This is a genomic window from Blastomonas sp., assembly GCF_046294995.1.
Classification (GTDB): Bacteria; Pseudomonadota; Alphaproteobacteria; order Sphingomonadales; family Sphingomonadaceae; genus Blastomonas.
Window position 1 is genome coordinate 840,350 of the sequence record NZ_JBKBOG010000001.1, and the last position, 24,295, is coordinate 864,644.

Consider the following 24,295-nt stretch of genomic DNA (forward strand, 5'->3'; position numbering starts at 1 on the left):
TCCGCTTCATTGGTCATTCATCACCGGTTGCGTTAGGCACGCATATGGCGGGCTGCGCTCGCGAGACAGAAAAGGGTGCGAACATCATGGGCTTTTCATGCACATCCCGCAGCATCGCGGTGAGTGTGGCCATTGTTATGGCCTCGTTGACGGGCGCATGCGTTTCGCCGGCTGGCCCCGTCGAGGCCGTGCGGTTCGTCTCGCCCGACCGTGCAGCGGAATTGGGCCGAGGCGCGATTCGCGTGACCGCCGGCGAGGGGATGGATCCGAACTCGCTGGAATATCGCAGCTATGCCGCCGCAGTTGAACGCGAGCTTGAGCGGGTCGGCTATCAGGTGTTGCCCGTTGGGGCTGCGCCGGGCCGCGATACGCAAACGGCAGACATTCGCGTCGAACGTGCCGTATTGTCGCCCGTCGGTGGCGAGCGCAATCCGGTGAGCGTCGGGGTTGGCGGCGGAACCGGCGGTTTCGGGTCGGGCGTTGGAGTCGGCGTCGGTATCAACCTCGGCGGGCGGCCCAAGGACCGGATCGCGACCGAACTGTTCGCCAACATCCGATCGGGTGACGGCACCGTGCTTTGGGAGGGCCGCGCCATGGTCGAGGCGAAGGCGGGGACGCCGATGGCCGAGACCCAGCTCAACTCGGCGAAACTTGCGCAAGGTCTTTTTACCGGCTTTCCCGGTGAATCTGGAGCGACTATCAGGGTCCCATGACCCAAGACACTCCGCCCAGTATTTCGTGCGCTTTTGATTCCGGTAACATCGTCGTTCATTCGATTTCCCGGGCACCATCTGGCGCCTGGCGCGCCGAACTCGCGATTCGCAAGGACAAGGATTCGGACTTTTTCCAGTGGTTCCATTTCCGTGTTGCCGCCCAGCCGGGCGACGAGCTGGAACTGGTGATCACCGGTCTCAAGGATTCGGCCTATCCCGGCGGCTGGCCCAATTATCGCGCATGCGTCAGCGAAGACCGGGATTTCTGGGGCCGCACCGACACGTCTTATGACGTTGCAGCCGGTGAACTCACCATCCGCTACCAGATGACCGGCGGCCTCGCCTGGTTCGCTTATTTCGCGCCCTATTCGATCGAGCGGCACCATGATCTGATTGCAGAGATGGCGAGCCGCACCGGCGTGCGCCACCGTGAGCTGGGGCAGAGCATCGAAGGCCAGCCGATCGACGTTATCGAGATGGGCGAGGGGCCGCTGCAGGTGTGGTTCTATGCCCGGCAGCATCCTGGCGAAAGCATGGCCGAATGGTGGATGGAAGGCGCGCTCGAGAAGCTGACCGATCCTGCCGACCCGCATGCGCGGCTGCTGCGCAGCAAATGCACGCTGCACATCGTTCCCAACATGAACCCCGACGGATCGGCGCGCGGCCATCTGCGCACCAATGCAGTCGGCGTGAACCTCAACCGCGAATGGCACGAGCCGAACGCCGAGCGCAGTCCCGAGGTGCTGTGCGTACGCAATGCGATGGACGCGACCGGGGTTCATTGGGCGATGGACGTGCACGGCGACGAGGCGATCCCGCATGTCTTTATCGCAGGGTTCGAGGGCATTCCCTCATGGACCGACGATCAGGGGGCCCGTTATGACCGGTTCCGTAACCTGCTTGCCGCCCGCACCCCCGATTTCCAGACCAGCCAAGGCTATCCCCGCGCACCGGCGGGCCGGGCCAATCTGTCGATGTCGACCAACCAGCTCGCCGAACGCTTCGGCCCCTCGCACGGCTGCGTCGCAATGACGCTGGAAATGCCGTTCAAGGACAATGACGACCTGCCCGATCCGGATCAGGGATGGAGCCCTGAACGCTCCAAGCTGTTGGCGCATGATTGTCTGGCGGTGCTTGCGGAGATGGTCGCCGGGTAACACTGCGGTTTGTTCATCGTCATGCAAGATCGGTTCGAGTATCTTGGATGATGATGATACCGGAAGGACTGTCACCATGCCGATGAGCCGCCGATTGATAGGTGCTGGACTGATCGCCAGCGGATCAGCGCTGTTTGCGCTGCAGCCTTTGGCAACGGCCCAGTCGAACGCGCCGAAATCGCGCGTTCCGGCGGCAGAGGTGACCGGCGATCCGGTTAGCTGCATCAACCTCTCGCAAATCCGTAGCAGCCAGGTGCGCGACGACCGCACGATCGATTTCATCCTGAACAACGGCCAGGTCTATCGCAACGAACTGCCGTATCAATGCGGCGGTCTGGGGTTCGAGCGGGCGTTCACCTATTCGACGTCGCTGACCCAGCTGTGCAACGTCGATATCATCACCGTGCTGCAGAATTTCGGCGGCACCCTCAATCGCGGGGCAAGTTGCGGTCTTGGGGAATTCACTCCGGTCAAGCTCGTCAAAAAGTCCAAGGACGGCTGATCCCATCATCCCGCACCGTCGTGAGATACCGACGTCAGATATCGTCGTCCGAGATCATTTCTTCGCGGTTCAGTTCGCCCGTCATCGCCGCCACCGTCACCGCGATCGCTGCATCGCCCGTGATGTTGGTGGTCGTGCGGATCATGTCCATGATGCGATCGACGCCGGCGACCAGCGCGATCGTCTCGAGCGGCACGCCGACTGAACCGAACACCAATGCCATCATGATCAGCCCTGCGCCAGGTATGCCAGCCGCACCGACCGCCCCCAACGTGGACGTCAGGGCAATCATCGCATAATCGCCCCAATTCAGATCGACACCGAAGATCTGGGCGCCGAACAGCGTCGCCAGACCCAGATACATCGCGGTGCCGTTCATGTTGATCGTCGCGCCCAGCGATACCACGAAGCTGGAGACGCTGGGCGATACGCCCAGGTTGCGCTGGGTGCAGCGCAGCGTGACGGGCAGGGTGGCGTTGGAGGAGGCGGTGGAATAGCTCACCGCGATCGCATCGATCATGCCGCGGAAGAAATCGATCACCGGCAGCTTGGCCATGAACTTGATCATCGCCGAATACATCACCAGCATGATGATGGCGCAGCCGATGTAATTGAGCGCGACCAGCTTGGCGAGCGGGATAAGCCCCTCGAACCCGAAGGTCCCAGCCACCCACGCCATCAGCGCGAACACCCCGAACGGGGTCAGTTCCATGACCAGAATGGTCACCTTCTGCATGATGATTGCGCCCGAATCGAAGATCCTGGCGACCGGCTCGCCGTCCTTTTCCGCCATCAGGATGCCGATGCCGAGCAGTAGCGAAAAGACGATCAGCGCCAGCACATCCATTGTCGCCATGGCCTGGACGACGTTTTCCGGGACCATCTTCAGGATCATGTCGGTGGCGGACGTTTCGGGCGGGGGCGCCACCGTGCTGACTCCGGCAAGGCTTGCATCCACGCCTATGCCCGGCTGCACCAAAGTGGCCAGCGTCAGCCCCAGGATGACCGCAAGCTGGCCGGTGACCAGAAACAGCAGCATCGCGCGGCCGCCGACTGCGCCGAGCTTGCGGATATCGCCGATCGAAGCGACGCCTGCGACCAGCGAGAAGAAAATGAGAGGCACGACCAGCATCTTGATCGCGCGGATGAACAGATCGCCGATCCACTTGATCGCGACCGCGCCTTCACCCCAGACCAGACCGGTAATGATGCCGAGCACCAGTGCAGCAATAACCCGCTGCCACAGCGGAATACGAAACCAGAATCCCAACTTGCATCCCCTGCTCAGCACCAGCGCCCGACGCTAGACACCGCGCCGCGTCTTCGCAAGCGCGGTGGTATCTCAGCCGAACGCCACGATCGCAAAACAGGTTGCCACCCCGACGCCAACGGTCAGCGGAATGCCGGCCTTGAAGAAATCGGTGAAGCGGTAGCCGCCGGCAGCATAGACCAAGGTGTTGGTCTGGTAGCCGATCGGAGTGGCGAAGCTGGCCGAGGCTGCGAACATCACGGCGATGACCAGCGGCCGCGGGTCGATGCCAAGGTCGGTCCCCAGCTTGATGACGATCGGGGTGACGAGAATCGCGACCGCGTTGTTGGTGATGATCTCGGTCAACAGTACCGACAACACATAGACCGAGAACACCACTGCCCATACCGGAACGTCGGCCAGATAAGGTGCCAGGGTGTTCACCACGACCGTGACGCTGCCCGCCTGTTCGAGCGCCAGCCCGACAGCTAGCATGCCGAAGATCAGCACCAGCACATTGCCATCGATCGAACTCCATGCCTCTTCGGCATCGATGCAGCGGGCGATCAGGATGAAGCCGACCGCGAGGATGGCCGCGACCTCGATCGCCACGACGTTGAGCGCCGAGAGGATGACGACAGCGGCCAGCGCACCGATCGCCAGCGGCGCCTTGTCGCGGCGGAAGGCGCGTGCGTTGGTGTTCATCACGCCGAACAGGTTGGGGTTCTCATACATCCGCGCGATATCCGCCTTTGATCCGGTCACCACCAGTTTGTCGGCGGCGTGGATCTTGGCGTTGGGCAGGTCGGATCGGGGCAGGTTGCGATAGCGGCTCAACCCCAGCACCCGGACGTTGAGCATCGACAGGAACGGGATGTCGTACAGCCGGTTGCCGATGCTGGGGTGGCTGGGGGCGACCATGGCCTCGACGACCACCTCGCCCATCGCGCCGACATCGCCTTTGCGGACGATCCCTACCTTGAAGTCGGCGCTCTTGCGCAGCGACATCAGTTCGGGAAGCTCGGTGCGGATCACCAGCACATCGTTGGCCTGCAGGACCTCTGCAGACAGGTTGTGCCGGATATAGCGACCATCGCGTTTTATCGCGGTGACCGAGATCTTGGAGCGCTTGGCGATTGCGGTGTCGGCCAGCGCCTTGCCGCGCAATGTCGATGCGTTGCGAATGGTCAGTTCGGTCAGGAAAAGCTCGTCGCTTGCGTTTCCTGCAAGCCCTTCGTCGTCCTTGGGCAGCAACCAGGAACTGAAACCCGCGAGCATGATCATCCCGGCCACGCCTGCAATAAGGCCATAAGGGGTGATTTCGAAGATGCCGAACGGTTCGAGACCATTGCTGCGCGCGACCGAATCGACGATCAGGTTGGTCGAGGTGCCGATCAGCGTCGTGGTGCCGCCCAGAATGCACACGAAGCTCAGCGGGATCAGCAGCTTCTTGGCCGAAAAGCCGGTCGCCTGTGCCAGCTTGAGGATGATCGGGATCATCACCACCACGACCGGCGTATTGTTCATGAAGGCCGAGGCGACATAAACGCCCAAGAACATCTCTGCGACTGCCAGCTTGGGGCGTCGGGCAGCGCGCTGGATAATCGCGCCTGCAATCGCGTCGATCGTCCCGGTGCGCAGCAGCGCGCCCGAAAGGATGAACATCGCCCCGATGGTGATCGGCGCGCTGTTCGAGAATGCCGAGAACAGCTGTTTGGAGTCGATGATCCCTAAAAACAGGAACGTGCACGCGCCCAGGATCGCCACGACGGCTGCGGGGAAGCGTTCCATGACAAAGCCGACAAACATCAGCCCCAGGATGACCAACCCGATCTGGGCCTGCCATGTTTCGATGAACTGGCGGATCTCATCCATGTGCCGTGTGGTCCCCCTTCACCACATTATCGCACCACGCTCTACCCGCTCTTGAGTTCCCGTGTCAGCCGCAAACTGGCCCGCCAGAACAGAAATGCCGGGATGAGCCCAAGCCACGCTGCGCCGTACAGTACCCAGCGGACGCTGTCCGCGCCCGCCAGCGGCTGAAACCCGTCCGACATCATGCCGAACAGCAGCGGACCCAGGCCCAGCCCGATCAGGTTCTGCGCAAACACCATCACCGATGCTGCGACCGCGCGCAGCTCGGGCCGGACCAGCCCTTGAACGCACGCATATGCCGGGCCGTAGTACATCGCGTTCATGATCGTCGGCAGGAACAGCAAAGCCAATGCCACGCGCCAGTCGGTGGCGGAATAAGCGAGGAACAGGATCGGTGCCGCCACCGCCATCGCGATTGCCGGGCCGGTGAGCAGGTGCCTGCGGTCGCGCTTGCCGAAATGATCGGCAAGCTTGCCACCCAGCCATGTGCCGATCATGCCCGCGACGCCTGCACTGACGCCCAGATACAGGCCGGTCTCACCGGGGCTGAGCTCGAACGTGCGGATGAACAGCACGGCGACCCAGACCGCCTTGCCATAGGACAGGAACGCGGTGACGCCGCCGGCCAGGCACAGCAGCACGAAACAGCGCGAGGTTGCCAGTTCGCGCAGCGCCGCGCCAACCGGGACCTGCAATTTGGCAGCCGGCTGCTTTGCGCCTGCGACCATCCCGGCGCGGCGCGGTTCCTTCATCAGAAACGGAACCAGCAGCGCGAGCACGATACCGGGTATGCCGACCGCCATGAACGCCGTGCGCCAGCCAAAGGCATCCGCCAGCCCGCCGCCGATCACCATGCCGAGCAGCGACCCGATGGGAATGCCCAGTCCATAGAACGCGATCGCAGACGAGCGCTTCTCAGGCGGCACGCAGTCGCTGATCAGCGAGTGCGCCGCCGGGGTGCACCCCGCTTCGCCCACGCCGACTCCGACCCGCGCCAGGAGCAGCTGGGGGAAGGTTCGCGCCAGTCCGCAGGCCATCGTCATCGCCGACCAGATCGCCACCGACCACGCGATCAGTGATACCCGGTTGGTGGTCGATTTGTCGGCATAGCGCGCGATCGGGATGCCGAGCAGCGTGTAGAACAGCGCGAACGCCAGCCCGGTCATCAGCCCGAGCTGCGTGTCGCTCAGCCCGAAATCGCGCTTGATCGGCTCGGCCAGGATCGAGACGATCTGCCGGTCCAGAAAGTTGAAGATATAGATGATGAGCAACGTCCACAGCATCACGCGCGGAACGGCGGCGGTGGTGGGCGCTGCCGGTGAAAGCGGCGGAGACGCGGATGTTGTGGGCGGCGGCAACGCTTCGCCTGCCCCTGTGGGGGTTGCGGTCATTCACTCTCCAGTCGCGCCACCTTCTGCCCATGGGGACGGGTGACTGCTTATGGAGACATGCTAGACACAGAAGCGGGCGAGAGGCAATCACCCTGCGATAAATTGTTACGTTTACGTCAACGGTAGTTGGTGCCGGCGGATGGTCAGGTCAGCCGCACTGGGCGCGGTGCAGCAGCTTCTGGTCGGCGAGCACCAGCGCGACCATCGCTTCCACCACGGGGGTGCCGCGAATCCCTACGCACGGATCGTGGCGGCCCTTGGTCACGATCTCACTGGCATCGCCGTCTCTCGTGATCGTCTCGACCGGGGTGAGAATCGAACTGGTCGGCTTGAACGCGACGCGCACCACCACCGGCTGCCCGGTCGAAATGCCGCCCGCGATACCGCCGGCATGGTTGGCGAGGAATTCCGGATCGCCGTCGGCGCCCGGACGCATCGGGTCGGCGTTGCGTTCTCCACTGAGCCGCGCGGCGGCAAAGCCGTCGCCGATTTCGACACCCTTGACCGCGTTGATCGACATGCACGCTGCGGCCAGTTCGCTGTCCAACTTTGCATAGAGCGGTGCGCCCCAGCCTGCGGGAACACCGGTTGCGACGCACTCGACCACGGCGCCCAGCGAGCTGCCCGCCTTGCGTGCGGCATCGACCTTGGCCTCCCAGCGCTTTGCAGCCTCGGGATCGGGGCAGAAGAACGGGTTGCGCGCGATTTCGGCAGCATCGAAGCGGGCAGGGTCGATGCTGTCACCGCCCAATTCGGCGACATAGGCGACCAGGGTCACCTCCGGGATCACCAGCCGGGCGACCCCGCCCGCCGCCACCCGCGCGGCGGTTTCGCGCGCGCTCGACCGGCCCCCGCCGCGATAATCGCGAAAGCCGTACTTCTTGTCATAGGCATAATCGGCATGCCCGGGGCGGTAGGCCTTGGCGACCTCGCTATAGTCCTTGGACCGCTGATCGACATTCTCGATCATCAGCGAAATCGGCGTGCCGGTGGTACGACCCTCGAACACGCCCGACAGGATGCGCACCGCATCGGGCTCCTGCCGCTGCGTGGTGAAGCGCGATGTGCCGGGGCGGCGCGCATCGAGAAACGGCTGGATGTCCGCCTCGTTCAGGCTCAACCCCGGAGGACACCCATCGACTATCGCGCCCAGCGCAGGGCCGTGGCTTTCCCCCCAGGTGGTAAAGCGAAACACGCGGCCAAAGGTGTTGAAGCTCATGGGCAAGTCCAGTCAGGCACAGGATGATCGCCCGCGCTTTGCGGGATTGTGCCTTCGCTGTCCAGACAGGCAATCAGGCTGAAATGGATCTACCGGATTACGCAGCGCGTGACGATGGCCGCGTCATGTCACCGCGACCGGCGATCAGACCTGCGACAGAGATATCCTCGTCGATTTCTTCCCAATGCAAACCGGCTGGGGACAAAGTCACTGCTGCCCGCTGATCGGGGGTCGCATCGAGCAGACGAGGAAACCAAGCGAGTGGAACGCCGATCGTACGCCCGTCTGACAGGTTCACCCACAAAGTATCATCATCGCAGTTCGCCGATGTCGGGCTAATTGAAATATCCATACCAAGCCCTTTCAAACTGACTGCGCTTTGCTCTCACGACCATCATCGCAAAAGCCAGATCCCGCCGATTAAGCCCCCGATTGTATGCCACCGTCACATCTTCGCCAACCCAGAACTTAGCCTCGCCATCGCCATAGCTGACGTGGATGTGGCAAGGTTCGAGCGGACTGCCCTCGTCCGAATAGAAGAAATAGCGAAACCCGCGATCTCTTAGGACGGTTGGCATTGCTTCACTGATCCAGCGCGATGTCCGGGGCGTCTTCCTGCTTCATCCCGACGACGTGATAGCCTGCATCGACATGGTGCGTCTCGCCGGTGACGCCCGACGACAGGTGCGAGCACAGATAGAGCCCTGCACCGCCGACATCGTCGATGGTGACGTTGCGGCGCATCGGTGCGTTGTATTCGTTCCATTTGAGGATGTAGCGGAAGTCGCCGATGCCGCTGGCGGCCAGCGTCTTGATCGGGCCGGCGGAGATCGCATTGACCCGGATGTTTTCCGGTCCCAGATCGTTTGCGAGATACTTCACGCTCGCCTCGAGCGCGGCCTTGGCGACGCCCATCACGTTGTAGTGCGGGATGACCTTTTCAGCGCCATAATAGCTCAAGGTCACGATCGATCCGCCGTTTGGCATCATCGCACGGGCGCGCTTGGCAACTGCGACGAGTGAATAGGCCGAGATGTTCATCGTCATCAGGAAGTTCTCGAGGCTGGTGTCGACATAGTGACCGCGCAGCTCGTTCTTGTCCGAAAAACCGATCGCGTGGACGACGAAATCGATCGTCGGCCAGCGTGTCGCCAGCGTGGCGAATGCGCCGTCGAGCGCGTCCATGTCCGAGACATCGCATTCGAAGGTGAAATCGCTGCCGAGCTCGGCGGCGAGCGGCTTGACGCGCTTGCCCAGCGCCTCGCCCTGATAGGAGAAGGCTAGCTCTGCGCCCTGGGCGGCAAGCTGCTGCGCGATGCCCCAGGCGAGCGACTTGTTGTTGGCCAGCCCCATGATCAGTCCGCGTTTGCCCTGCATCAAACCGTTCATGGATGTATCCTTATTCAATTGCTGTGTTCTGCGGCACGCCGCCGCGCGCACGGGCGATGGCCGCGTTCAGTTCGGCCCCGATTACCATAGCAAGCCCGATGAGAAAGAAGAAAATGAGGCTAACCATCACCCCTGCCAGGCTGCCATAGGTCAGATCGTAATTGGCGAAATTGCTCAGAAAGAACGGCAGGGCCGACAGGCTGACCATCCACCAGATGCTGATGAACAGCGGGCCCGGCCAGATCGGATGCCGCGCACGGCGATACACCGTGGGGGTCAGCATCCCGAAGATGAGATACAGCATCCCGAGCAGCACGAGGAAGGTGAAAAGCTGGCTGAAGGCGACGAGTGACAGCGCATCGTCGGGAAACAGGAAGCTGGCGGCAATCACCTCGGCCGCGCCGACCAGCACCACTTGCATGCTGAGCGCCAGCATCGTCGCGATCACCGCGACGATGATCAGCGCCACCGATCCCAGCCGGTAGCGCCAGAACGGCTTGTCCGACGTCGCGCCATAAGCACGGCGGATGAGCGCGCGAATTGTTTCGATCAGGCTACCGGTGGTCCAAAGCCCGACGATGACCGCCAGCCACAACAGCGGCCCGGTGCGCGCGGTCATCGCCGATTCCATCGGCGCCGCGATGACCGCCGCGGTGCTGGGCGGAACCGCAGCCAGAAACGCGTTGACCGCCTCTTGCCCATATTCGCTGCGGCCGAACACCCCGCCCAGCGCGGCTGCGACGATGAAGAACGGGAAGATCGTCAGCAGCGCCAGATAGGCGAAATTGCCGGCAACCACTCCGCCATGCACGAACACGTTGCCCGCAACCTCTATGACGATCGCCTTCGACTTTGCGTAGGTTTGCCAGAAATTCTTCGGCTTCAGCAGATCGATGCGCGACATTCCCTGCAGTCGGCTCAAGCCGTCAGTCGGCTGCGCGGATCATAATCCGCCTGCCAGCTCTCGACGAACTGGCTGAGCGCTGAATCGCCGCCCTCGGGCAGGCGGATCTGCAGTTCTATGATCTGGTCGCCGCGCACCCCGGTCTTGCCGTGGAAGCCCTTGCCCTTGAGCCGCATCTGCTGGCCCGATTGGCTGCCCGGCTTGATTTTCATCATCACCGCGCCATCGACCGTAGGAACCCGCACCTCGCCGCCTGCCACCGCTTCCTTGAGCGAGATCGGCAGGTCGAGCCGCACATTGTCGCCATCGCGGCGGAAAAAGCGGTGGGGGCGCACCTCGATCGTCACGATGCCATCGCCCGCGCCGCCGGGGCCGGGCTGGCCTTTGCCGGTCAGCCGCATATTGGTGCCGCTCTCGACGCCATTGGGCAGTTTGAGATCGATGGTCTTGCCATCGGCCAGCGTGATCCGCTGCGGCTTGAGCGCGGCGGCATCGGTGAAATCGACCGCCAGCTTGTAGGCGACGTTGGCGCCCTTGGGCGCGGTGCTGCGGCCCGCGCCGCGATAGGTGGCGCCGCCGCCGAGGCCACCGAAAAGCCCGTCGAAGATGTCGGCAAAATCGACGCCGTCGTTGCCGAAGCCCGAAAAGCCTGCGTTCTCGTTTGCGCGGCCCTGCTGACGATAACCGCCGCCGCCGCCAAAGCCGAAGGGTGCGGCCGGGTTGCCGTCGATATCGATCTCGCCGCGGTCGAACCGCGCACGCTTGTCCTTGTCCGAGAGCAGGTCATAGGCGCGCGTCACTTCGGAAAAGCGCGCTGCGGCCTCTGCATTATCCTTGTTGTAATCGGGGTGCAGTTCCTTGGCGAGCTTGCGGTATGCGCTCTTGATGTCCTTTTCGCTCGCGCCTTTGGACACGCCGAGGATTGCATAGGGATCAGCCATGAATGTGGTCGCCATCGTTGGTGAGAAAGTCCATTGTTGCCGATTTACAACAATATCTGGGGTTGGGGCAGGGCATATTTCAAGCCGGTATCAGATGATTGGAGCGTCCGCGCAGGAAAAATCCGCGCATGCCCAGATACAAGGCCAGCCCGAACGGTCCGGCGGCGAAGGTGAAAAACAGGATCGGCGCCTGGATCAGCCGTCCTTTCAGGCCATCCAGCCCGTGCGCATCGGCATTGCGCGCGATCCATAGCCCTACGAACAGGTCGAAGGTCAGGTAATGCACCCAGCCGATGGTCACCCCGGCGTCGCTCGAAAAGATGCTGCGCACGCCTTCGATGGTCGAGAAATCCGCCCCGCTATCGGTCGGCACCACTCCTGTCAGCACCAGGGCCAGACCGGTGGCATAGCCCAGTGCGAAGATCAGCACGGGGCCGAAGAACAGCCCGCGCATGACGATCTCGCGCCGGGGAGCCAGGATGAGCACGGTCCATGCAAGCATCGCCAGCAGATTGGCGGCCCCGAAAATCTGCTCCCACATCCTGGCAAATGCCCCTTTTGCAAAATCCTGTTCATCGCCGGGCTGTTGCGCGCTAAGACGCAGCGACGCCGGGCGTGCTGTCTTATCCGATTAAGGCAGTCAATGAAACCGGCTGCTTGAGGACCAGACACTTATGGCAGACGATCCCTTCAAGCTGTTCGACGACTGGTTCCGCCGCGCGCGCGAAACCGAGATCAACGACAGCAACGCGATGGCGCTGGCAACCGCCGATGCCCAGGGGCATCCCTCGGTGCGAATGGTGCTGTTGAAGGGGCATGGCCCGGACGGATTCATCTTCTACACCAACTACGAAGGCCGCAAGGGCGGCGAACTGCTCGCCAACCCCAATGCCGCATTGCTGTTTCATTGGAAGTCGCTGCGCCGCCAGATCCGCATCGAAGGGCCGGTGACCCCGGTCGACGATGCGACGGCGGATGCCTATTTCGCGACCCGCTCGCGCGATTCGCAGCTTGGCGCCTGGGCATCGGACCAGTCGCGGCCGTTGCCCGAGCGTGCGATCTTCGAGCAGCGTTTCGCCGAAGTCGAAGCCCGGTTCGCCGAAAGCGACGTGCCACGCCCGCCGCACTGGTCAGGTTTCCGCGTTACCCCGCAGCGGATCGAGTTCTGGGAAGATCGCGACCACCGCCTGCACCACCGCCGCGTTTTCACCCGCACCGACACCGGCTGGGACGAAGGACTGCTGTACCCATGAGCGAACTGCCTGAAACCTTGCCTTATTGTCATATCGACGCGTTTGCCGACCGGCCGTTCACCGGCAACCAGGCCGCGGTCATGTCGCTCGATACCTGGTTGGACGACGACGTGTTGCAGGCGATCGGCGAGGAAAACAACTTTGCCGAGACCGCATTCATAGCAGCGTCGGACAGCGCCGAGGCCGATTACGAACTGCGCTGGTTCACCCCTGCGGTCGAAATCGCGCTGTGCGGTCATGCGACGCTGGCGGCGGGGCATTATGTGCTCGAGAACGGATTCGCGGGGGATAGGGTGCGCTTTGCGACCCGCAAGGCCGGCATATTGGTGGTGTCGCGCGATGGTGACCGGCTGGCACTGTCGCTGCCCGCTTATGCGCCATCACCTGCGCCGTTGCCCGATTGGACGGCGGCGCTCGGCGCGCTTCCGGCGGAATACCATGGCTATCCCGGCGACTATCACGTGCTGTTGTTCGATTCGGCCGATGACGTGCTTGCGCTGACGCCCGACATGAAGGCGCTTGCGGCGCTGGGCGATCACCAATTCATCTGCACCGCGCCGGGCAAGCACACCGATGTCGTCAGCCGGGTGTTCGTGCCGGGGGCAGGGGTGGACGAGGACAGCGTCACCGGATCGGCGCACGCGGTGCTGACGCCGTTCTGGGCGGCACGCCTTGGTCGCGACAGCTTCACCGCGTTCCAGGCGAGCAAGCGCGGCGGGATGCTGCACTGCACGCTCGATGCCGACCGCGCGGTGCTGGGCGGGGCTTGCGTGACCGTGGTGACGGGGACGTTCCGGCTGCGGTGAGCGACATGCCTCTCCCCTCCTGCAGGCGGGAGGGGCCCCTCCTGCCTCTCCCTTGATGGGGGAGGCAGCGAGACTTGGCAGCTTGCTGCCTTAGTCGCAGCGGTGAGGGTGATGGTGCGGCTGGGAGATGACGGTGCGGTGTCGAACGGCCCTACAATCCGGAGAGATCACCCCCACCCAAACCCTCCCCCATCAAGGGGGAGGGCTTCTGAAGTGATCCCGCAGGCGGGAGGGGAGAGAGCTTGTTTTCAGCCCAAGCCTATTTCGCCGCCACCATCGCATCCCAGTCCGCCCACGCGATGCTCCGCCCCGGGTACGCGACCTTGGCAAACGGCCATTCCTTGGCGACCCAGTCCTTCGCCCAGGCATAGAGCTCGGCGTCGAAGCCAGCGTCATGCTCCGCTTTCGTGACCCACATCGTCACCACCGCATCATAGCCGGGAACCTCGCTGGGATAGACATAGACACAGCCGCGCTCGCGCTTGCCGTCTGGGGTCAGCACCGCATAGGCGAACGACGTTCGGCGCTCGAACCGTGCCTGTTCGGTCTGCATGTCCTTCATCGCATCGGCGGCAGAGACATCCTTGTGCGGCCAGTCGGTCGAGCGGGTGAATGTCTGCTGCAGGTGCTCGATCGACGACATATAGGCGGCGAAATCGATGTCGACGAGCTCGGGTCCCAGCGGGACGAGCTTGAAACCCGGCGTTTCCACCAGCGTCGGAACATCAAAGTCGGCAGGTACGAAGGACGGTCTGGCTTCAGCTTCGCGCGAGGCCTGGGCCAATGCCGGATTGGCGCCGGTCACCGCCATCGTTGCCAACACAATCGAACTTGCAATCGTCGTCCTCATTCCTTCTGCCCCCCAAAGCTAACTCCGCGGAAAAAGGACTGCGATCCTGCCCAGCTGCTCGCGCACCGGGTCGAGCTCGTTATCCTGCGTCTTGCCCAGCCGCACGATGGTGAGTTTCTGGCTGGGGCTGACGATGATGAACTGGCCCAGATGCCCCTGCGCTGCGAAGACATCGCCGGGCAGCAGATCGGGATAGAGAATCTTACGCCCCGAAGGCCGCGGCTTGTTGAGCCAGATGTGTCCGCCATAGGCCGGATCATTGGGCGAACTCGTCATCATGAAATCGACCCAGCCGCGCGTCAGGAACTGGTTGCCGGCGATCGATCCCTTGTTGCGCAGGAACTCGCCGAATTTTGCCCAGTCGCGCGCATTGGCCTGGATGATCGACCCGCCGATCATCGTGCCCGATGCATCGAATTCAGGCACCATTGAGGTGATCCCCAGTGGCTCGAACAGCCGCCCGCGCATGTAATCGAGCATCGCACGGCGGCGAACCTCGGGGTCCTTGCTGTCGGTCAGCTGGCGGGTGATGATATCGGCCAGGATCACGGTGGTGTTGGTCGAATATTCGAACTTCGATCCCGGCTCGGCCTCGAGCGGCTGGCTCGCGGCATAGCGCACCATATCGTCGCGCCCGTCGAGGAACAGCATTCGCACCTCATCCGATTCATACGGCGGATCGCCCGACTCGGTATGCTGCAGGCCCGATGCCATGTGCAGCAGATGGCGCAGCGTGATCGCGCCACGCGGGTCACCGGGGCGCTTCCAGTCGGGGACCGGGGCAGGGGCATCGAGCGCCAGCCGGCCATCGGCGACCATCAGGCCGACCAGCACCGCGGTAACGCTCTTGGCCATCGACCAGCTGATGAACCGCGTGTTCCGGTCATAGCCAGGCGCATAGCGCTCCGCGACGATCTCGCCGCCGCGCAGGATCAGCAGGGCGCGCGTTTCTGCCATCTCGTCTTCGGCAAACAGCCGGTCGATCTCGGCATTAAGCGATGCGGTCGACACGCCGGGGACCTCTGCGATCATCGCTTCGCCGGTGTCTGCCGCCTTGCTCTCGACGCCATTGAGGCTAAAGGCGGTTGCGGTGATGATGCCGGTTGCGGCAAGGGCCATGAGGATGCGGTGCTTCATGCCAGCATCCATCAAGCAGGCGGGAACCAATGGCAACTCGAAATATGAGCGCGATGTACGGCCGGGGCAGCGGCGGCAAGGTGAAATGGGTGCTGCTGGTGCTGGTGGTCCTGCTGATCGCCGGGATTGCATACGCGCTGCCTGCGATGCGCGCCTATAGCCAGACCGGGGCAGCCTATTCGGCGCGGGTGGTTTGCTCGTGCCGCTATATCGGCGGGCGCGAGCTTGGCGATTGCGAGAAGGACCTGGAGCCAGGGATGGAGATCGTCAGCCTCAGCGAAGCCGCCGATACCAAGCGCATCGACGCGACCGTCCCGTTGCTGGCGAGTGAAAGCGCCGAATACCGCACGGGCTGGGGTTGCGTGCTGATGACCGAACAGGAGCGCGAGGCGGCGCGCTGACCGGCAAAGGTCAGAAATTCACCGTCATCTGGCCATATGCATAGCGCGTATCGCCAAAACCAGACGCGTTGGGGGCACTCTCGAGCAGCATGCCACTGGTCATCAGCGCGGTGCCGGCCTCCAGCCGGAGCTTCTTGTCGATCAGCCAGTGGCCCAGCCGCACCTCGGCCATGTGCCCGGCAAACCGGCCCGAGAGTCCCGACGGGTCTGCCGGCCCATTGTTGCTGAACCGGTCGCGGCGGCTGTGCACCCAGGCGGGACGCCACAACGCCATCACATCCCAGCGCACGGCGGGCTCCGCTTCGAACCGCAGTCCGGGCGCAAGCACGTTGGTCCGCGCCAGTGCGCCAAAGATACCGCTCGGCCCGAACTCCCATCGACGGGCGCCGAAAAGCGTGTCGAAACGCGTGAATTTCTCGCTGCGCGGATCGTCTCCGCTGGCGATGTCGAACAGCAGCGAGACCCGCGGTTTGCCCGGAAGTTCCGCAGTGTAGCCGAGTTCGGCGTGCGCGAAAAATGCTCTTACGTCCTGCCGAGGCGCGCCGGGCGCCGCCGTCTGGCGGATCGTGCCGGTCTGCACCGCGCCCTCCATGTCGATATCCCACGCGCCGGCCGCAGGCGCGCGATGGAGCCTTGCGCCTGCGGTCAACAGCTGTCGGTTGCGGTTGGGGCCGTTTGCGCCATCGCGTTCGTTCAGTCCGAAGAGGTTGGCCTGCAACGTGACGCCGCCGAACAGATCGGGCCTGGAATAGTGCGCACCCCAAAAAGCGAGGTCGAAGCTCTCGCGATCCCAGCGCACGCGATTGGCGCTGATCCCCTCGCGATCGTTTGGCAATCTGGTATGCGGAAGGGTATAAAAAGCGGTGAGCGTGCCGCCGTCGTCGCCTTGCCAAACCAGCCTGAGCCCGGTGAAGCTGTTGATGGTGTTGCGAAAAGCATTGCGCGCAGAGAGCCGGCGCGAGCCCAGGTTGAGATGCAGCCGACCTGCGGTTAGTTCGACCGGGCCGTCGGAAAAGCCGATCGAGGCGCGGCTGAGCTCGAGCGCGTTGACCTCGCTGGTACCCGCCGCGCCTGGCGCATCGATAAGATAGCCGCGCGCATCGATCAGTTCGGCGGCAAGGTGCCATGGCCCGCTGCGATAATCGACGGCAACCGCCGTCTGCACGGTGACGGCATCGTCGCGCGGCGGCAGGGCGGGGCGATATTGCCCCTCGAGCAGCTCATAGCGCAGGCGGAGGGTTCCCGAAAGCGAGAGGCCATCCTCTTGCGCTTGCTGCGCGCATGCGGGCGTCGCGCTTGCCAGTGCCGCCGCCGCTGCCGTCGTAGTCGCCATCAGGATTGCAAACGCGCGCACAGATGTTTCCCCCGCAGAGGGAATAAACCAATTGGCGCGCATTGTTGAGGGCGAACCGTTCAGGCGGCCAGCGCAGGCTCGACCGGCTCGGTGCTCGCGATCCAGCCGCCGCCGAGCACGCGGCTGCCTGCATACAGCACCGCGGCCTGGCCAGGCGCGACGCCATATTCGGGCTGCAGGAACACCAGCCGACGGTCCGCGCCGCTGCCCTCGATCCGCGCCGGCGCGGGCTTGGCGAGCGACCGGACCTTGACCTCGACCGGGCCTTCATATGCGCCGCCGATCCAGTTGAGGTCGGTCACCAGCGCGGCGCGTGTCGCCAGCGCCTCGCGCGGCCCGACGATGACCCGGCGCGTGGCGGCGTCGATCTTCACGACATAGAGCGGCTCGGGCTGTCCGCCGATCTCGAGCCCCTTGCGCTGGCCGATGGTGTAATGGATCAGCCCCTTGTGCTCGCCCAGCACCCGGCCATCGATATGCACGATCGCGCCGCCGGTATCGGCATCGGGGCGGATCTTGCGCACGACCGAGGCATAATCGCCATCGGGGACGAAGCAGATATCCTGGCTGTCGGGCTTGGCGGCATTGATCAGCCCCATTTGCTGCGCCAGCGCGCGGACCTGCGGCTTGGGCAGATCGCCCAGCGGGAAACGCAGGAAATCCATCTGCTTATCGGTGGTGGCGAACAGGAAATAGCTCTGGTCGCGCGCGGGATCGTGCGCGCGGTGGAGTTCCGACTGCCCGTCATCGCCCAACACGCGGCGAACATAATGGCCGGTCGCCAGGCAATCTGCACCCAGGTCGCGTGCCATCTGCAAAAGATCGGTGAACTTCACGCCCATGTTGCACTGGATGCACGGAATCGGGGTGCGCCCGGCCATATATTCATCGGCGAACCGCTCGACCACGGACTCACGAAAACGGCTTTCATGATCGAACACGTAATGCGAAATGCCCAGCCGGTCGGCGACAGCGCGCGCATCGCGGATATCCTGCCCCGCACAGCACGATCCGGCGCGCTTGACCGCCGATCCGTGGTCATAAAGCTGCAGGGTAATGCCGATGGTTTCAGCACCGGTCGCCGCTGCCAGCCCTGCCACCACCGACGAATCGACACCGCCGGACATCGCCACGACGATTCGCCGCGCCTTCATGTCGCCATTCAGCTGGAAATCGGGGGCGGGGTGGGGTTGCATCGCCCTCATGTAGCGCTGGCGGCAGCTTTCTGCCACCCCGGACCGGCAATATTTTGCCGCCCTTGCAAAGCGCAGAAATGGCGGAAAACCGCCACCCCAACCCGCTTGGTCATACCGAATTAACCAAGGCTAATCAGCAATGAAGGCAGCTTTTACCTGCTCTTACGGATTGGTCGGTAGACCGAGCAGCATGGAGATGAGCTTCCCCCACGACATTCCTTTCCCGGCCTCAAGCACGGCGATCAACCTGCGCCAGCTGGACATGGATATTCTGCGCGTCCTGGCTTTTTCGCCGGTGATGGCGCTGCGGCGAGCTCGGCTGGCCAGCGCAACACTGCACGGGGGCGACCATGCGATGCTGGCGCTGTTTGCCGGCTCAGGTCGTGCCGACCACGTCGCGCGGGGGAGCTTCAATCCGCGTTTTGCCGCTGCACTCGACCGGTTGGGCGTAGCGGAACAGCAAGATGAAAATCGCGTTTACCTTTCTGCTTCAGTCAATCGCAAAGCGGCTCGGTTACTCCGTTCACACGCACACATTGAAACAAATCAGGCCTTTTGAGGACATGATGATCGAGAATCAGAAAATAAAGCCAGCACAGGTCATCGGACCGCTGGGCGAACCTTTGACGCTGGACAATCTGCCAGCCCCCGGCACCAAGCGCTGGGTGGTTCGTCGCAAGGCCGAGGTCGTGGCTGCCGTGAACGGCGGGCTGCTGACCATCGACGAGGTGTGCGAGCGTTATGACCTGACGCTGGAAGAGTTCGCCTCGTGGCAGCGCGCGGTCGATCGGTCGGGCATGCCCGGGCTTCGCGTTACGCGCATCCAGCATTACCGCGACCTTTACGAGCGGCAGCAACGCTACTGACGCCAGCCAAGATGGCGCAATGAAAAAGGGGTGCGATCCATATCGGATCGCACCCCTTTTTCGTCAGATTTTATCTCGCAAGAAAGCGGGCTATCCGCGCCTTCAGCTGTCGGCCGCGGCAGCTTCGACATCGCCCGATTCTGCGGCCTTGCGGCGCGGCGCTGCCTTGCGCTTGGCTTTGGGCTTGGGTGCTTCGGCTTCGGGATCGGCGGGCGCCGCCTCCGGCGCGATGCCGATGGCAGGAGGCAGGATCATCGGATCGAGGCCATTGCCTTCGCCTGCATCTGCGGCGCGCGGCGGACGACCACGGCCTCGGCGGGGAGCCGCCGGCTGCTCAGCTTCGGCCGAGGTAGCAGGTGCAGGTGCCGAGGTTGCCTCTTCGCGCGGCTGCGGGCGAGGGCCACGATCGCCACGGTTCGACTCGCGGTTGCCGTCGCGGTTGTCCGACCGGTCGTCGCGCGGGCGCCGTTCGCGGCGATTGTCGTTGGTGCGACCTTCGCCCTGGCGGCTATCGTTCTGGCGACCTTCGTTCTGGCGATTGCTCGGACGTCCGTTGCCGCGGTTGTCGTCGTCGCCTTCGTCGCGGTCGTCATCCTGGCCGTTGCCGTTGCCATTGCGGCTCTGTTCGTCGGCCTGATCGAGCGACGAGGTATAGCCGCGCTGGGAATTGCCCTGGTTGCCGGAATAGCCGTTGTTGTCATCATCGTCATCGGCGTAATCGCTGCCGTTGTCGCGGTTCTGGTCCTCGCGCGGACGGCGATGCTCGTCCTGCCGGGCGCGGTTGTCGGCGAGCACACGGAAATAGTGATCGGCAAACTGCAGATAATATTCGGTGGCCACGCGGTCGCCGTTCATCTGCGCGTCGTGCGCCATTTTCTTGTATTTCTCGAGCATCTGGGTGGCATTGCCACGCGCCCTGCTGTCGATCCGGTTGCCCTGATCCATGCCGCCGCTGCGGCCAGTGGGCTGCGGACGATTATTGCCACGGCCGCGACGACGGCTCGTTCCACGATTGTTGTTCAATTTAGACGCTTCCTTATCAGTCGCAAATTGCCTGCGTGTCCTCTGCGCGCCCGTGCAGTCCGACACCTTGGAGGTGCGCGGCGCGTCCCAAGCCTTTCATCTGCTTTGAGTGGCCTTGATAAGCTGCCCTAATAGATGATGGGGTCAGCAAGCGTGACGGGCCAACTGCCAACGTCACCTGCCTTGCTGTATCGGTGGTAGCCGCTCGACCATGCCTTGCCAAGCGAAATATCAAGCGGCAGCGCCAGGACGCAATATCACTGCGCGGTCATGCCCGGCGAGATCCTGCCGGCACCGCACCTCGAAATCGCTGGCAGCGGCGAGGGCAGAGACTGCCGCACGCTGGCTCGCGCCGATCTCGAAGATGGCGATGCCGCCGGGCGCGAGCAAAGGTGCCAGCTGCGGGGTGAGGATGCGATAATCGTCGAGGCCATCGGTGCCTGCAAACAGCGCGCTGTGCGGTTCGTGCTCCTTCACCTGCGGAGCGAGCGCGGCATCGGTTTCGACATAGGGCGGGTTGCACAGGATCAGATCGAACGCGCCGGGCAGCGTTTCCCTCCAACCCGGCCGCCGCCAATCGCCATGCAGCATGCGGACGCGCTCGCCGAAGCCCAGTTCGGCGGCGTTGATGCGGGCGATAGCCAGCGCTGCATCGCTTGCATCGATGCCAGTGCCTTGCGCATCGGGCCATTGTGCCAGCGCCGCGAGCAAAAGCGCCCCCGATCCGGTGCCGAGATCGAGGATACGCTGGGGAGGGCGAGCCGCCAGCGCCTCGATCGCCGCCTCGATCAACGTCTCGCTGTCGCTGCGGGGGATCAGCACGGCGGGTGACACCCTGAGCGTCAGAGTCCAGAAGTCCTGGCGTCCGGTGATATAGGCAATGGGTTCGTGATCGAGGCGGCGGGCGAGGAGCGCGGCGAAAGCGGGCGGGACGTCGTCGCGCATATGGTTCAGCAACAGCGTGCTGCGGGTGATGCCGATTGCCTCTGCCATCAGCAGTTCGGCATCGAGCCGGGGGGTGTCGGAGACCTTCGCCAGATTGTCCGCCGCCTCGCGCAGCGCTTGGCTGACCGTCACAAACTTTGCTGTTCTCCGGCGCAAGCCGGAGCCCAGGAGTCGTATGGCACAACATCGCCCCTGGATTCCGGCTTTCGCCGGAAAACGGGGTTTGGTTCACGCACCAAGGCCATCACCCCGCCATTTCCATGTTCGCAAGCCTGCTCGCCTGGTCCTGCGCGGTGAGCGCGTCGATCAACTCGCTCAGGCCTGCGCCCGCCAGGATTTCCTCGAGCCGGTGCAGGGTCAGGTTGATGCGATGATCGGTGACGCGGCCCTGCGGAAAGTTGTAGGTGCGGATGCGTTCGGAACGGTCGCCGGAACCGACCATCGATTTGCGCGCATCGGCTTCGCTGGCGGCGGCTTTGCTGCGCTCGAGTTCGTACAACCGCGCGCCCAGCACCTTCAATGCCTTGGCCTTGTTCTTGTGCTGCGATTTCTCGTCCTGCTGGGTCACGACGAGGCCCGAGGGCAGGTGGGTGATCCGCACCGCGCTGTCGGTGGTGTTGACGTGCTGCCCGCCCGACCCCGAGGCCCGATAAACGTCGATCCGCAGGTCGTTGTCGTTGATCTGGATATCGACCGCCTCGGGCTCGAGCAGCACCGCGACGGTGGCGGCCGAGGTGTGGATCCGCCCGCCGCTTTCGGTGACCGGGACGCGCTGGACGCGGTGGACGCCGCTTTCGTACTTCAGCTTGGCGAACACGCCCGCGCCGTTGACCGAGGCGATGACTTCCTTGAAGCCACCGACGTCGGACGAACTCGCCGACATGATTTCGATCTTCCAGCCCTGTTCCTCGGCAAAGCGCGTGTACATCCGCAACAGATCGCCCGCGAACAATGCGGCTTCATCGCCGCCGGTGCCAGCGCGGATTTCGAGCATCGCCGGGCGCATGTCGGCGCTGTCGCGCGGCAGCAGCTGGATGGCGAGCTGCTGTTCGGCAGCGGGCAGGCGCTCGCGCAGGTCCTGCGCTTCCTCGGCGGCCATCTCGATGATCTCGGGCTCGGACTCGGGCGCGGCGATCAGCCCCTGAAGCACCTCGAGCTCGGCGCGCAGCCGTCGCACTTCGCCAGCAGCACGCGCGACGGGCTCGAGCTCGGCATAGTCCTTCGAGGTGCGCACGAACGCCTCGCCATCGAGCGCCCCCGACGCCATGCGCGCCTGCAGCTCCTGATAGCGCGCCTCGATCTGCGCGATGCGTTCGGGCGAGATTCGGGTCATGGACGGCGCTCGATTGCGTGAAAGCTCGAACCTGTTTCGCCTCTCCCTTGATGGGAGAGGCAGCGAGACTTGGCAGCTTGCTGCCTAGTCGCAGCGGTGAGGGTGATGGTCCGGGCTGGTGCGGCGGCGCAATCCGGAGAGATCACCCCCACCCAACCCTCCCCCATCGAGGGGGAGGGCTTCAGGTTGCGCAATCTCGCCCGGTCCCCTGCGCAGGCAGGGGCCCATCTCCGGGAGGCGGTGCCGGATGCAAGCGCAAGTGATGGACCCCTGCCTTCGCAGGGGAGCATTAGGGGGCAGGTAGCGGTCGGCATGGACCGTATCACCTGGCGGTTTCCTGGTTCAGCAGGGCATCAATCCGCTGGTGCAGTTCGCTGTCCGGCGCAGACTTGATATTCGCCTTTGCCGCATCCCCATCATGCTGGAAGGAAATCAGCACCTTGGCGTTGATCTTTGCGGCTTTGTCGTAACGCTTGCGTGGCGATCCGCTCGCGATCATGTCGCTGGAAATCCCGTGATTGCGCAGAGTTGCCTGCGCCGCAGTTGCCTCGGCGAGCGCGCGGTCGTCCTCCAGCGCGATGATGACATCGAGACCGCCGGTTTCCGAAAGCTCGCACAACATCGCCAGCCGCTCAATCCCCGCGGCCCAGCCGACGGCAGGTGTGTGCGGCCCGCCAAGGTTTTCGATCAGCCCGTCATAGCGGCCACCGCCCAGCACGGTGCCCTGCGCGCCGAGCCGGTCGGTGACGAACTCGAATGCGGTGTGGCGATAGTAATCGAGCCCGCGCACCAATCGCGCGTTGCGGGTCCAGGCGACTCCTGCCGCATCAAGACCGCTGGTCACGCTCTCGAAGAACGCGCCCGCCTCGTCGGTCAGATACGCGTCGATGTCGGGCGCGCTGTCGGCGATCGGGCGATCCTGCGGGTCCTTGCTGTCGAGGATGCGCAGCGGGTTGCGCTCGAGCCGGTCCTGAGAATCCTTCGAGAGATCGCCGCTATGTGCTCGGAAATGCTCGATCAGTGCGGCGCGCCAGGCATCGCGGCTGGCGGCATCGCCCAATGTGTTGAGCTGCAGCGTCACGCCCTCGGTGATACCAAGCTCGCGCAGGATCTGGTCGGCCATCACCAGCAGTTCGACGTCTGCTTGTGGTTCGCCTGCCCCGATGATCTCGGCATCGATCTGGTGAAACTGACGGTAGCGGCCCTTTTGCGGGCGTTCATAGCGGAACAGCGGGCCGTGGGTGGCCAGCTTGAGCGGGGCATATTGCTGCCAGCCATTGGTGAGGTAGGCGCGCGCCAGCCCGGCAGTGAACTCGGGCCGCAGTGTCAGCGAATCGCCGCCCTTGTCGTCGAACGAGTACATCTCCTTCGACACCACGTCGGTCGTCTCGCCCAGCGAACGCGCGAACACGGCAGTCGCCTCGAACACCGGCATTTCCACGCGGCGGAAGTTGTAGAGGCGGCGCACGCGGTCGAACGTGTCGACGACATGGCCGAACTGCTCCTGCTCCTGCCCAAAGATGTCCTGCGTCCCGCGGATCGCGCCTGGTGTTGTAATTTTGCCCATATTTTGCCGCCATTAGCGACTTTTTCGATTTCCGCCAAACGGACGGGTGCATTTTTTTGGGACGGAGGCTTATGGTGACGATCATAGCCATAAATCCTCCCCTGCAAGGGGAGGGGGACCACGTCCGCTGGAGGGGTGTCGCCCGCCAGCGGACGTGGGCAACCCCCCCGCCGGCCAGCGGGCGGCCCCCACCCCCAGCGGGGGGGGGTTGTTAGAGAACAGAG

Annotated in this window: 26 protein-coding genes; 8 read left to right on the forward strand and 18 right to left on the reverse strand. The window is 63.8% G+C overall.

Annotation, left to right across the window (positions count from 1 at the left end; translation table 11 throughout):
• Positions 1-137: 137 nt before the first annotated feature.
• The 3 genes from ACK4R0_RS03890 (at position 138) to ACK4R0_RS03900 (ending at position 2,372) form a co-directional block, all read left to right on the forward strand.
• On the forward strand, positions 138-713 hold the full coding sequence (locus tag ACK4R0_RS03890) for a DUF4136 domain-containing protein (protein ID WP_409670439.1): 576 nt from the start codon (positions 138-140) through the stop codon (positions 711-713).
• Complete coding sequence (locus tag ACK4R0_RS03895; RefSeq protein WP_409670442.1) at positions 710-1,870, forward strand: M14-type cytosolic carboxypeptidase; 1,161 nt, start codon at positions 710-712, stop codon at positions 1,868-1,870. Before ACK4R0_RS03890 ends, ACK4R0_RS03895 begins: the two co-directional genes overlap by 4 nt.
• A gap of 76 nt (positions 1,871-1,946) precedes the next feature.
• Positions 1,947-2,372 carry a hypothetical protein gene (locus tag ACK4R0_RS03900; RefSeq protein WP_409670445.1) on the forward strand — a complete coding sequence of 142 codons (426 nt, stop codon included), beginning with the start codon at positions 1,947-1,949 and terminating at the stop codon, positions 2,370-2,372.
• 34 nt (positions 2,373-2,406) lie between these two features.
• On the opposite strand, the gene ACK4R0_RS03905 is transcribed toward ACK4R0_RS03900, so the two are convergent.
• The 10 genes from ACK4R0_RS03905 to ACK4R0_RS03950 form a co-directional block, all read right to left on the reverse strand.
• Positions 2,407-3,642 (reverse strand): dicarboxylate/amino acid:cation symporter, encoded by a 1,236-nt coding sequence (locus ACK4R0_RS03905; protein WP_409670448.1) that lies wholly within the window; start codon positions 3,640-3,642, stop codon positions 2,407-2,409.
• Between the two features lie 72 nt (positions 3,643-3,714).
• Positions 3,715-5,496, reverse strand: a complete 1,782-nt coding sequence (locus ACK4R0_RS03910) for an SLC13 family permease (protein WP_409670451.1) — start codon at positions 5,494-5,496, stop codon at positions 3,715-3,717.
• Between the two features lie 41 nt (positions 5,497-5,537).
• On the reverse strand, positions 5,538-6,887 hold the full coding sequence (locus ACK4R0_RS03915) for a spinster family MFS transporter (RefSeq protein WP_409670454.1): 1,350 nt from the start codon (positions 6,885-6,887) through the stop codon (positions 5,538-5,540).
• A 148-nt stretch (positions 6,888-7,035) separates the two neighbouring features.
• A complete protein-coding gene (gene aroC / locus ACK4R0_RS03920; RefSeq protein ID WP_409670457.1) occupies positions 7,036-8,106 on the reverse strand; it encodes a chorismate synthase in 1,071 nt (356 codons plus the stop codon).
• Positions 8,107-8,203: 97 nt separating this feature from the next.
• Positions 8,204-8,458 (reverse strand): DUF2442 domain-containing protein, encoded by a 255-nt coding sequence (locus tag ACK4R0_RS03925; protein WP_409670459.1) that lies wholly within the window; start codon positions 8,456-8,458, stop codon positions 8,204-8,206.
• Positions 8,442-8,684 carry a DUF4160 domain-containing protein gene (locus tag ACK4R0_RS03930; protein ID WP_409670462.1) on the reverse strand — a complete coding sequence of 81 codons (243 nt, stop codon included), beginning with the start codon at positions 8,682-8,684 and terminating at the stop codon, positions 8,442-8,444. The genes ACK4R0_RS03925 and ACK4R0_RS03930 overlap by 17 nt, the downstream gene beginning before the upstream one ends.
• 4 nt (positions 8,685-8,688) lie before the next feature.
• Positions 8,689-9,495, reverse strand: a complete 807-nt coding sequence (gene fabI, locus ACK4R0_RS03935) for an enoyl-ACP reductase FabI (protein ID WP_409670465.1) — start codon at positions 9,493-9,495, stop codon at positions 8,689-8,691.
• 10 nt (positions 9,496-9,505) lie between these two features.
• Complete coding sequence (locus ACK4R0_RS03940) at positions 9,506-10,399, reverse strand: YihY/virulence factor BrkB family protein (protein WP_409670468.1); 894 nt, start codon at positions 10,397-10,399, stop codon at positions 9,506-9,508.
• Positions 10,400-10,413: 14 nt separating this feature from the next.
• A complete protein-coding gene (locus tag ACK4R0_RS03945; protein ID WP_409670909.1) occupies positions 10,414-11,340 on the reverse strand; it encodes a DnaJ C-terminal domain-containing protein in 927 nt (308 codons plus the stop codon).
• A 79-nt stretch (positions 11,341-11,419) separates the two neighbouring features.
• Positions 11,420-11,881: an ABA4-like family protein gene (locus ACK4R0_RS03950; RefSeq protein WP_409670470.1), complete on the reverse strand. Its 462-nt coding sequence runs from the start codon at positions 11,879-11,881 to the stop codon at positions 11,420-11,422.
• Between the two features lie 133 nt (positions 11,882-12,014).
• On the opposite strand from ACK4R0_RS03950, the gene pdxH reads away from it, so the two are divergent.
• Both pdxH and ACK4R0_RS03960 read left to right on the forward strand, forming a co-directional pair.
• Complete coding sequence (gene pdxH, locus ACK4R0_RS03955; RefSeq protein ID WP_409670473.1) at positions 12,015-12,593, forward strand: pyridoxamine 5'-phosphate oxidase; 579 nt, start codon at positions 12,015-12,017, stop codon at positions 12,591-12,593.
• Positions 12,590-13,399 (forward strand): PhzF family phenazine biosynthesis protein, encoded by an 810-nt coding sequence (locus tag ACK4R0_RS03960; protein WP_409670476.1) that lies wholly within the window; start codon positions 12,590-12,592, stop codon positions 13,397-13,399. Before pdxH ends, ACK4R0_RS03960 begins: the two co-directional genes overlap by 4 nt.
• Positions 13,400-13,658: 259 nt before the next feature.
• On the opposite strand, the gene ACK4R0_RS03965 is transcribed toward ACK4R0_RS03960, so the two are convergent.
• Entirely contained in the window at positions 13,659-14,222 is a 564-nt protein-coding gene (locus ACK4R0_RS03965) for a twin-arginine translocation pathway signal protein (RefSeq protein ID WP_409670478.1), read from the reverse strand.
• A gap of 45 nt (positions 14,223-14,267) precedes the next feature.
• Positions 14,268-15,386, reverse strand: a complete 1,119-nt coding sequence (locus ACK4R0_RS03970) for a serine hydrolase domain-containing protein (RefSeq protein WP_409670481.1) — start codon at positions 15,384-15,386, stop codon at positions 14,268-14,270.
• 44 nt (positions 15,387-15,430) lie between these two features.
• Here ACK4R0_RS03970 and ACK4R0_RS03975 point away from each other — a divergent pair, with 44 nt between their 5' ends.
• A complete protein-coding gene (locus ACK4R0_RS03975; RefSeq protein ID WP_409670484.1) occupies positions 15,431-15,787 on the forward strand; it encodes a hypothetical protein in 357 nt (118 codons plus the stop codon).
• 10 nt (positions 15,788-15,797) lie between these two features.
• Here ACK4R0_RS03975 and ACK4R0_RS03980 read toward each other — a convergent pair whose 3' ends face one another.
• Both ACK4R0_RS03980 and mnmA read right to left on the reverse strand, forming a co-directional pair.
• Positions 15,798-17,120: an alginate export family protein gene (locus ACK4R0_RS03980; RefSeq protein WP_409670487.1), complete on the reverse strand. Its 1,323-nt coding sequence runs from the start codon at positions 17,118-17,120 to the stop codon at positions 15,798-15,800.
• Positions 17,121-17,200: 80 nt separating this feature from the next.
• Positions 17,201-18,337 (reverse strand): tRNA 2-thiouridine(34) synthase MnmA, encoded by a 1,137-nt coding sequence (gene mnmA / locus ACK4R0_RS03985; RefSeq protein WP_409670490.1) that lies wholly within the window; start codon positions 18,335-18,337, stop codon positions 17,201-17,203.
• Positions 18,338-18,527: 190 nt separating this feature from the next.
• Between mnmA and ACK4R0_RS03990 the strand changes: the two genes are divergently transcribed.
• Positions 18,528-18,896 carry a hypothetical protein gene (locus tag ACK4R0_RS03990; RefSeq protein ID WP_409670493.1) on the forward strand — a complete coding sequence of 123 codons (369 nt, stop codon included), beginning with the start codon at positions 18,528-18,530 and terminating at the stop codon, positions 18,894-18,896.
• A 7-nt stretch (positions 18,897-18,903) separates the two neighbouring features.
• Positions 18,904-19,203, forward strand: coding sequence for a DUF1153 domain-containing protein (locus ACK4R0_RS03995; protein ID WP_017670538.1), 300 nt, complete (start codon positions 18,904-18,906; stop codon positions 19,201-19,203).
• 102 nt (positions 19,204-19,305) lie between these two features.
• Here ACK4R0_RS03995 and ACK4R0_RS04000 read toward each other — a convergent pair whose 3' ends face one another.
• The 4 genes from ACK4R0_RS04000 to hisS all read right to left on the reverse strand — a co-directional run bounded on the left by ACK4R0_RS04000 (position 19,306) and on the right by hisS (position 24,071).
• Positions 19,306-20,226, reverse strand: a complete 921-nt coding sequence (locus ACK4R0_RS04000; RefSeq protein ID WP_409670496.1) for a DUF4167 domain-containing protein — start codon at positions 20,224-20,226, stop codon at positions 19,306-19,308.
• Positions 20,227-20,457: 231 nt separating this feature from the next.
• Positions 20,458-21,303, reverse strand: coding sequence for a peptide chain release factor N(5)-glutamine methyltransferase (gene prmC, locus ACK4R0_RS04005; protein ID WP_409670499.1), 846 nt, complete (start codon positions 21,301-21,303; stop codon positions 20,458-20,460).
• 112 nt (positions 21,304-21,415) lie between these two features.
• Positions 21,416-22,504 (reverse strand): peptide chain release factor 1, encoded by a 1,089-nt coding sequence (prfA, locus tag ACK4R0_RS04010; RefSeq protein ID WP_409670502.1) that lies wholly within the window; start codon positions 22,502-22,504, stop codon positions 21,416-21,418.
• 322 nt (positions 22,505-22,826) lie between these two features.
• On the reverse strand, positions 22,827-24,071 hold the full coding sequence (gene hisS, locus ACK4R0_RS04015; protein ID WP_409670505.1) for a histidine--tRNA ligase: 1,245 nt from the start codon (positions 24,069-24,071) through the stop codon (positions 22,827-22,829).
• Between the last annotated feature and the right edge of the window lie 224 nt (positions 24,072-24,295).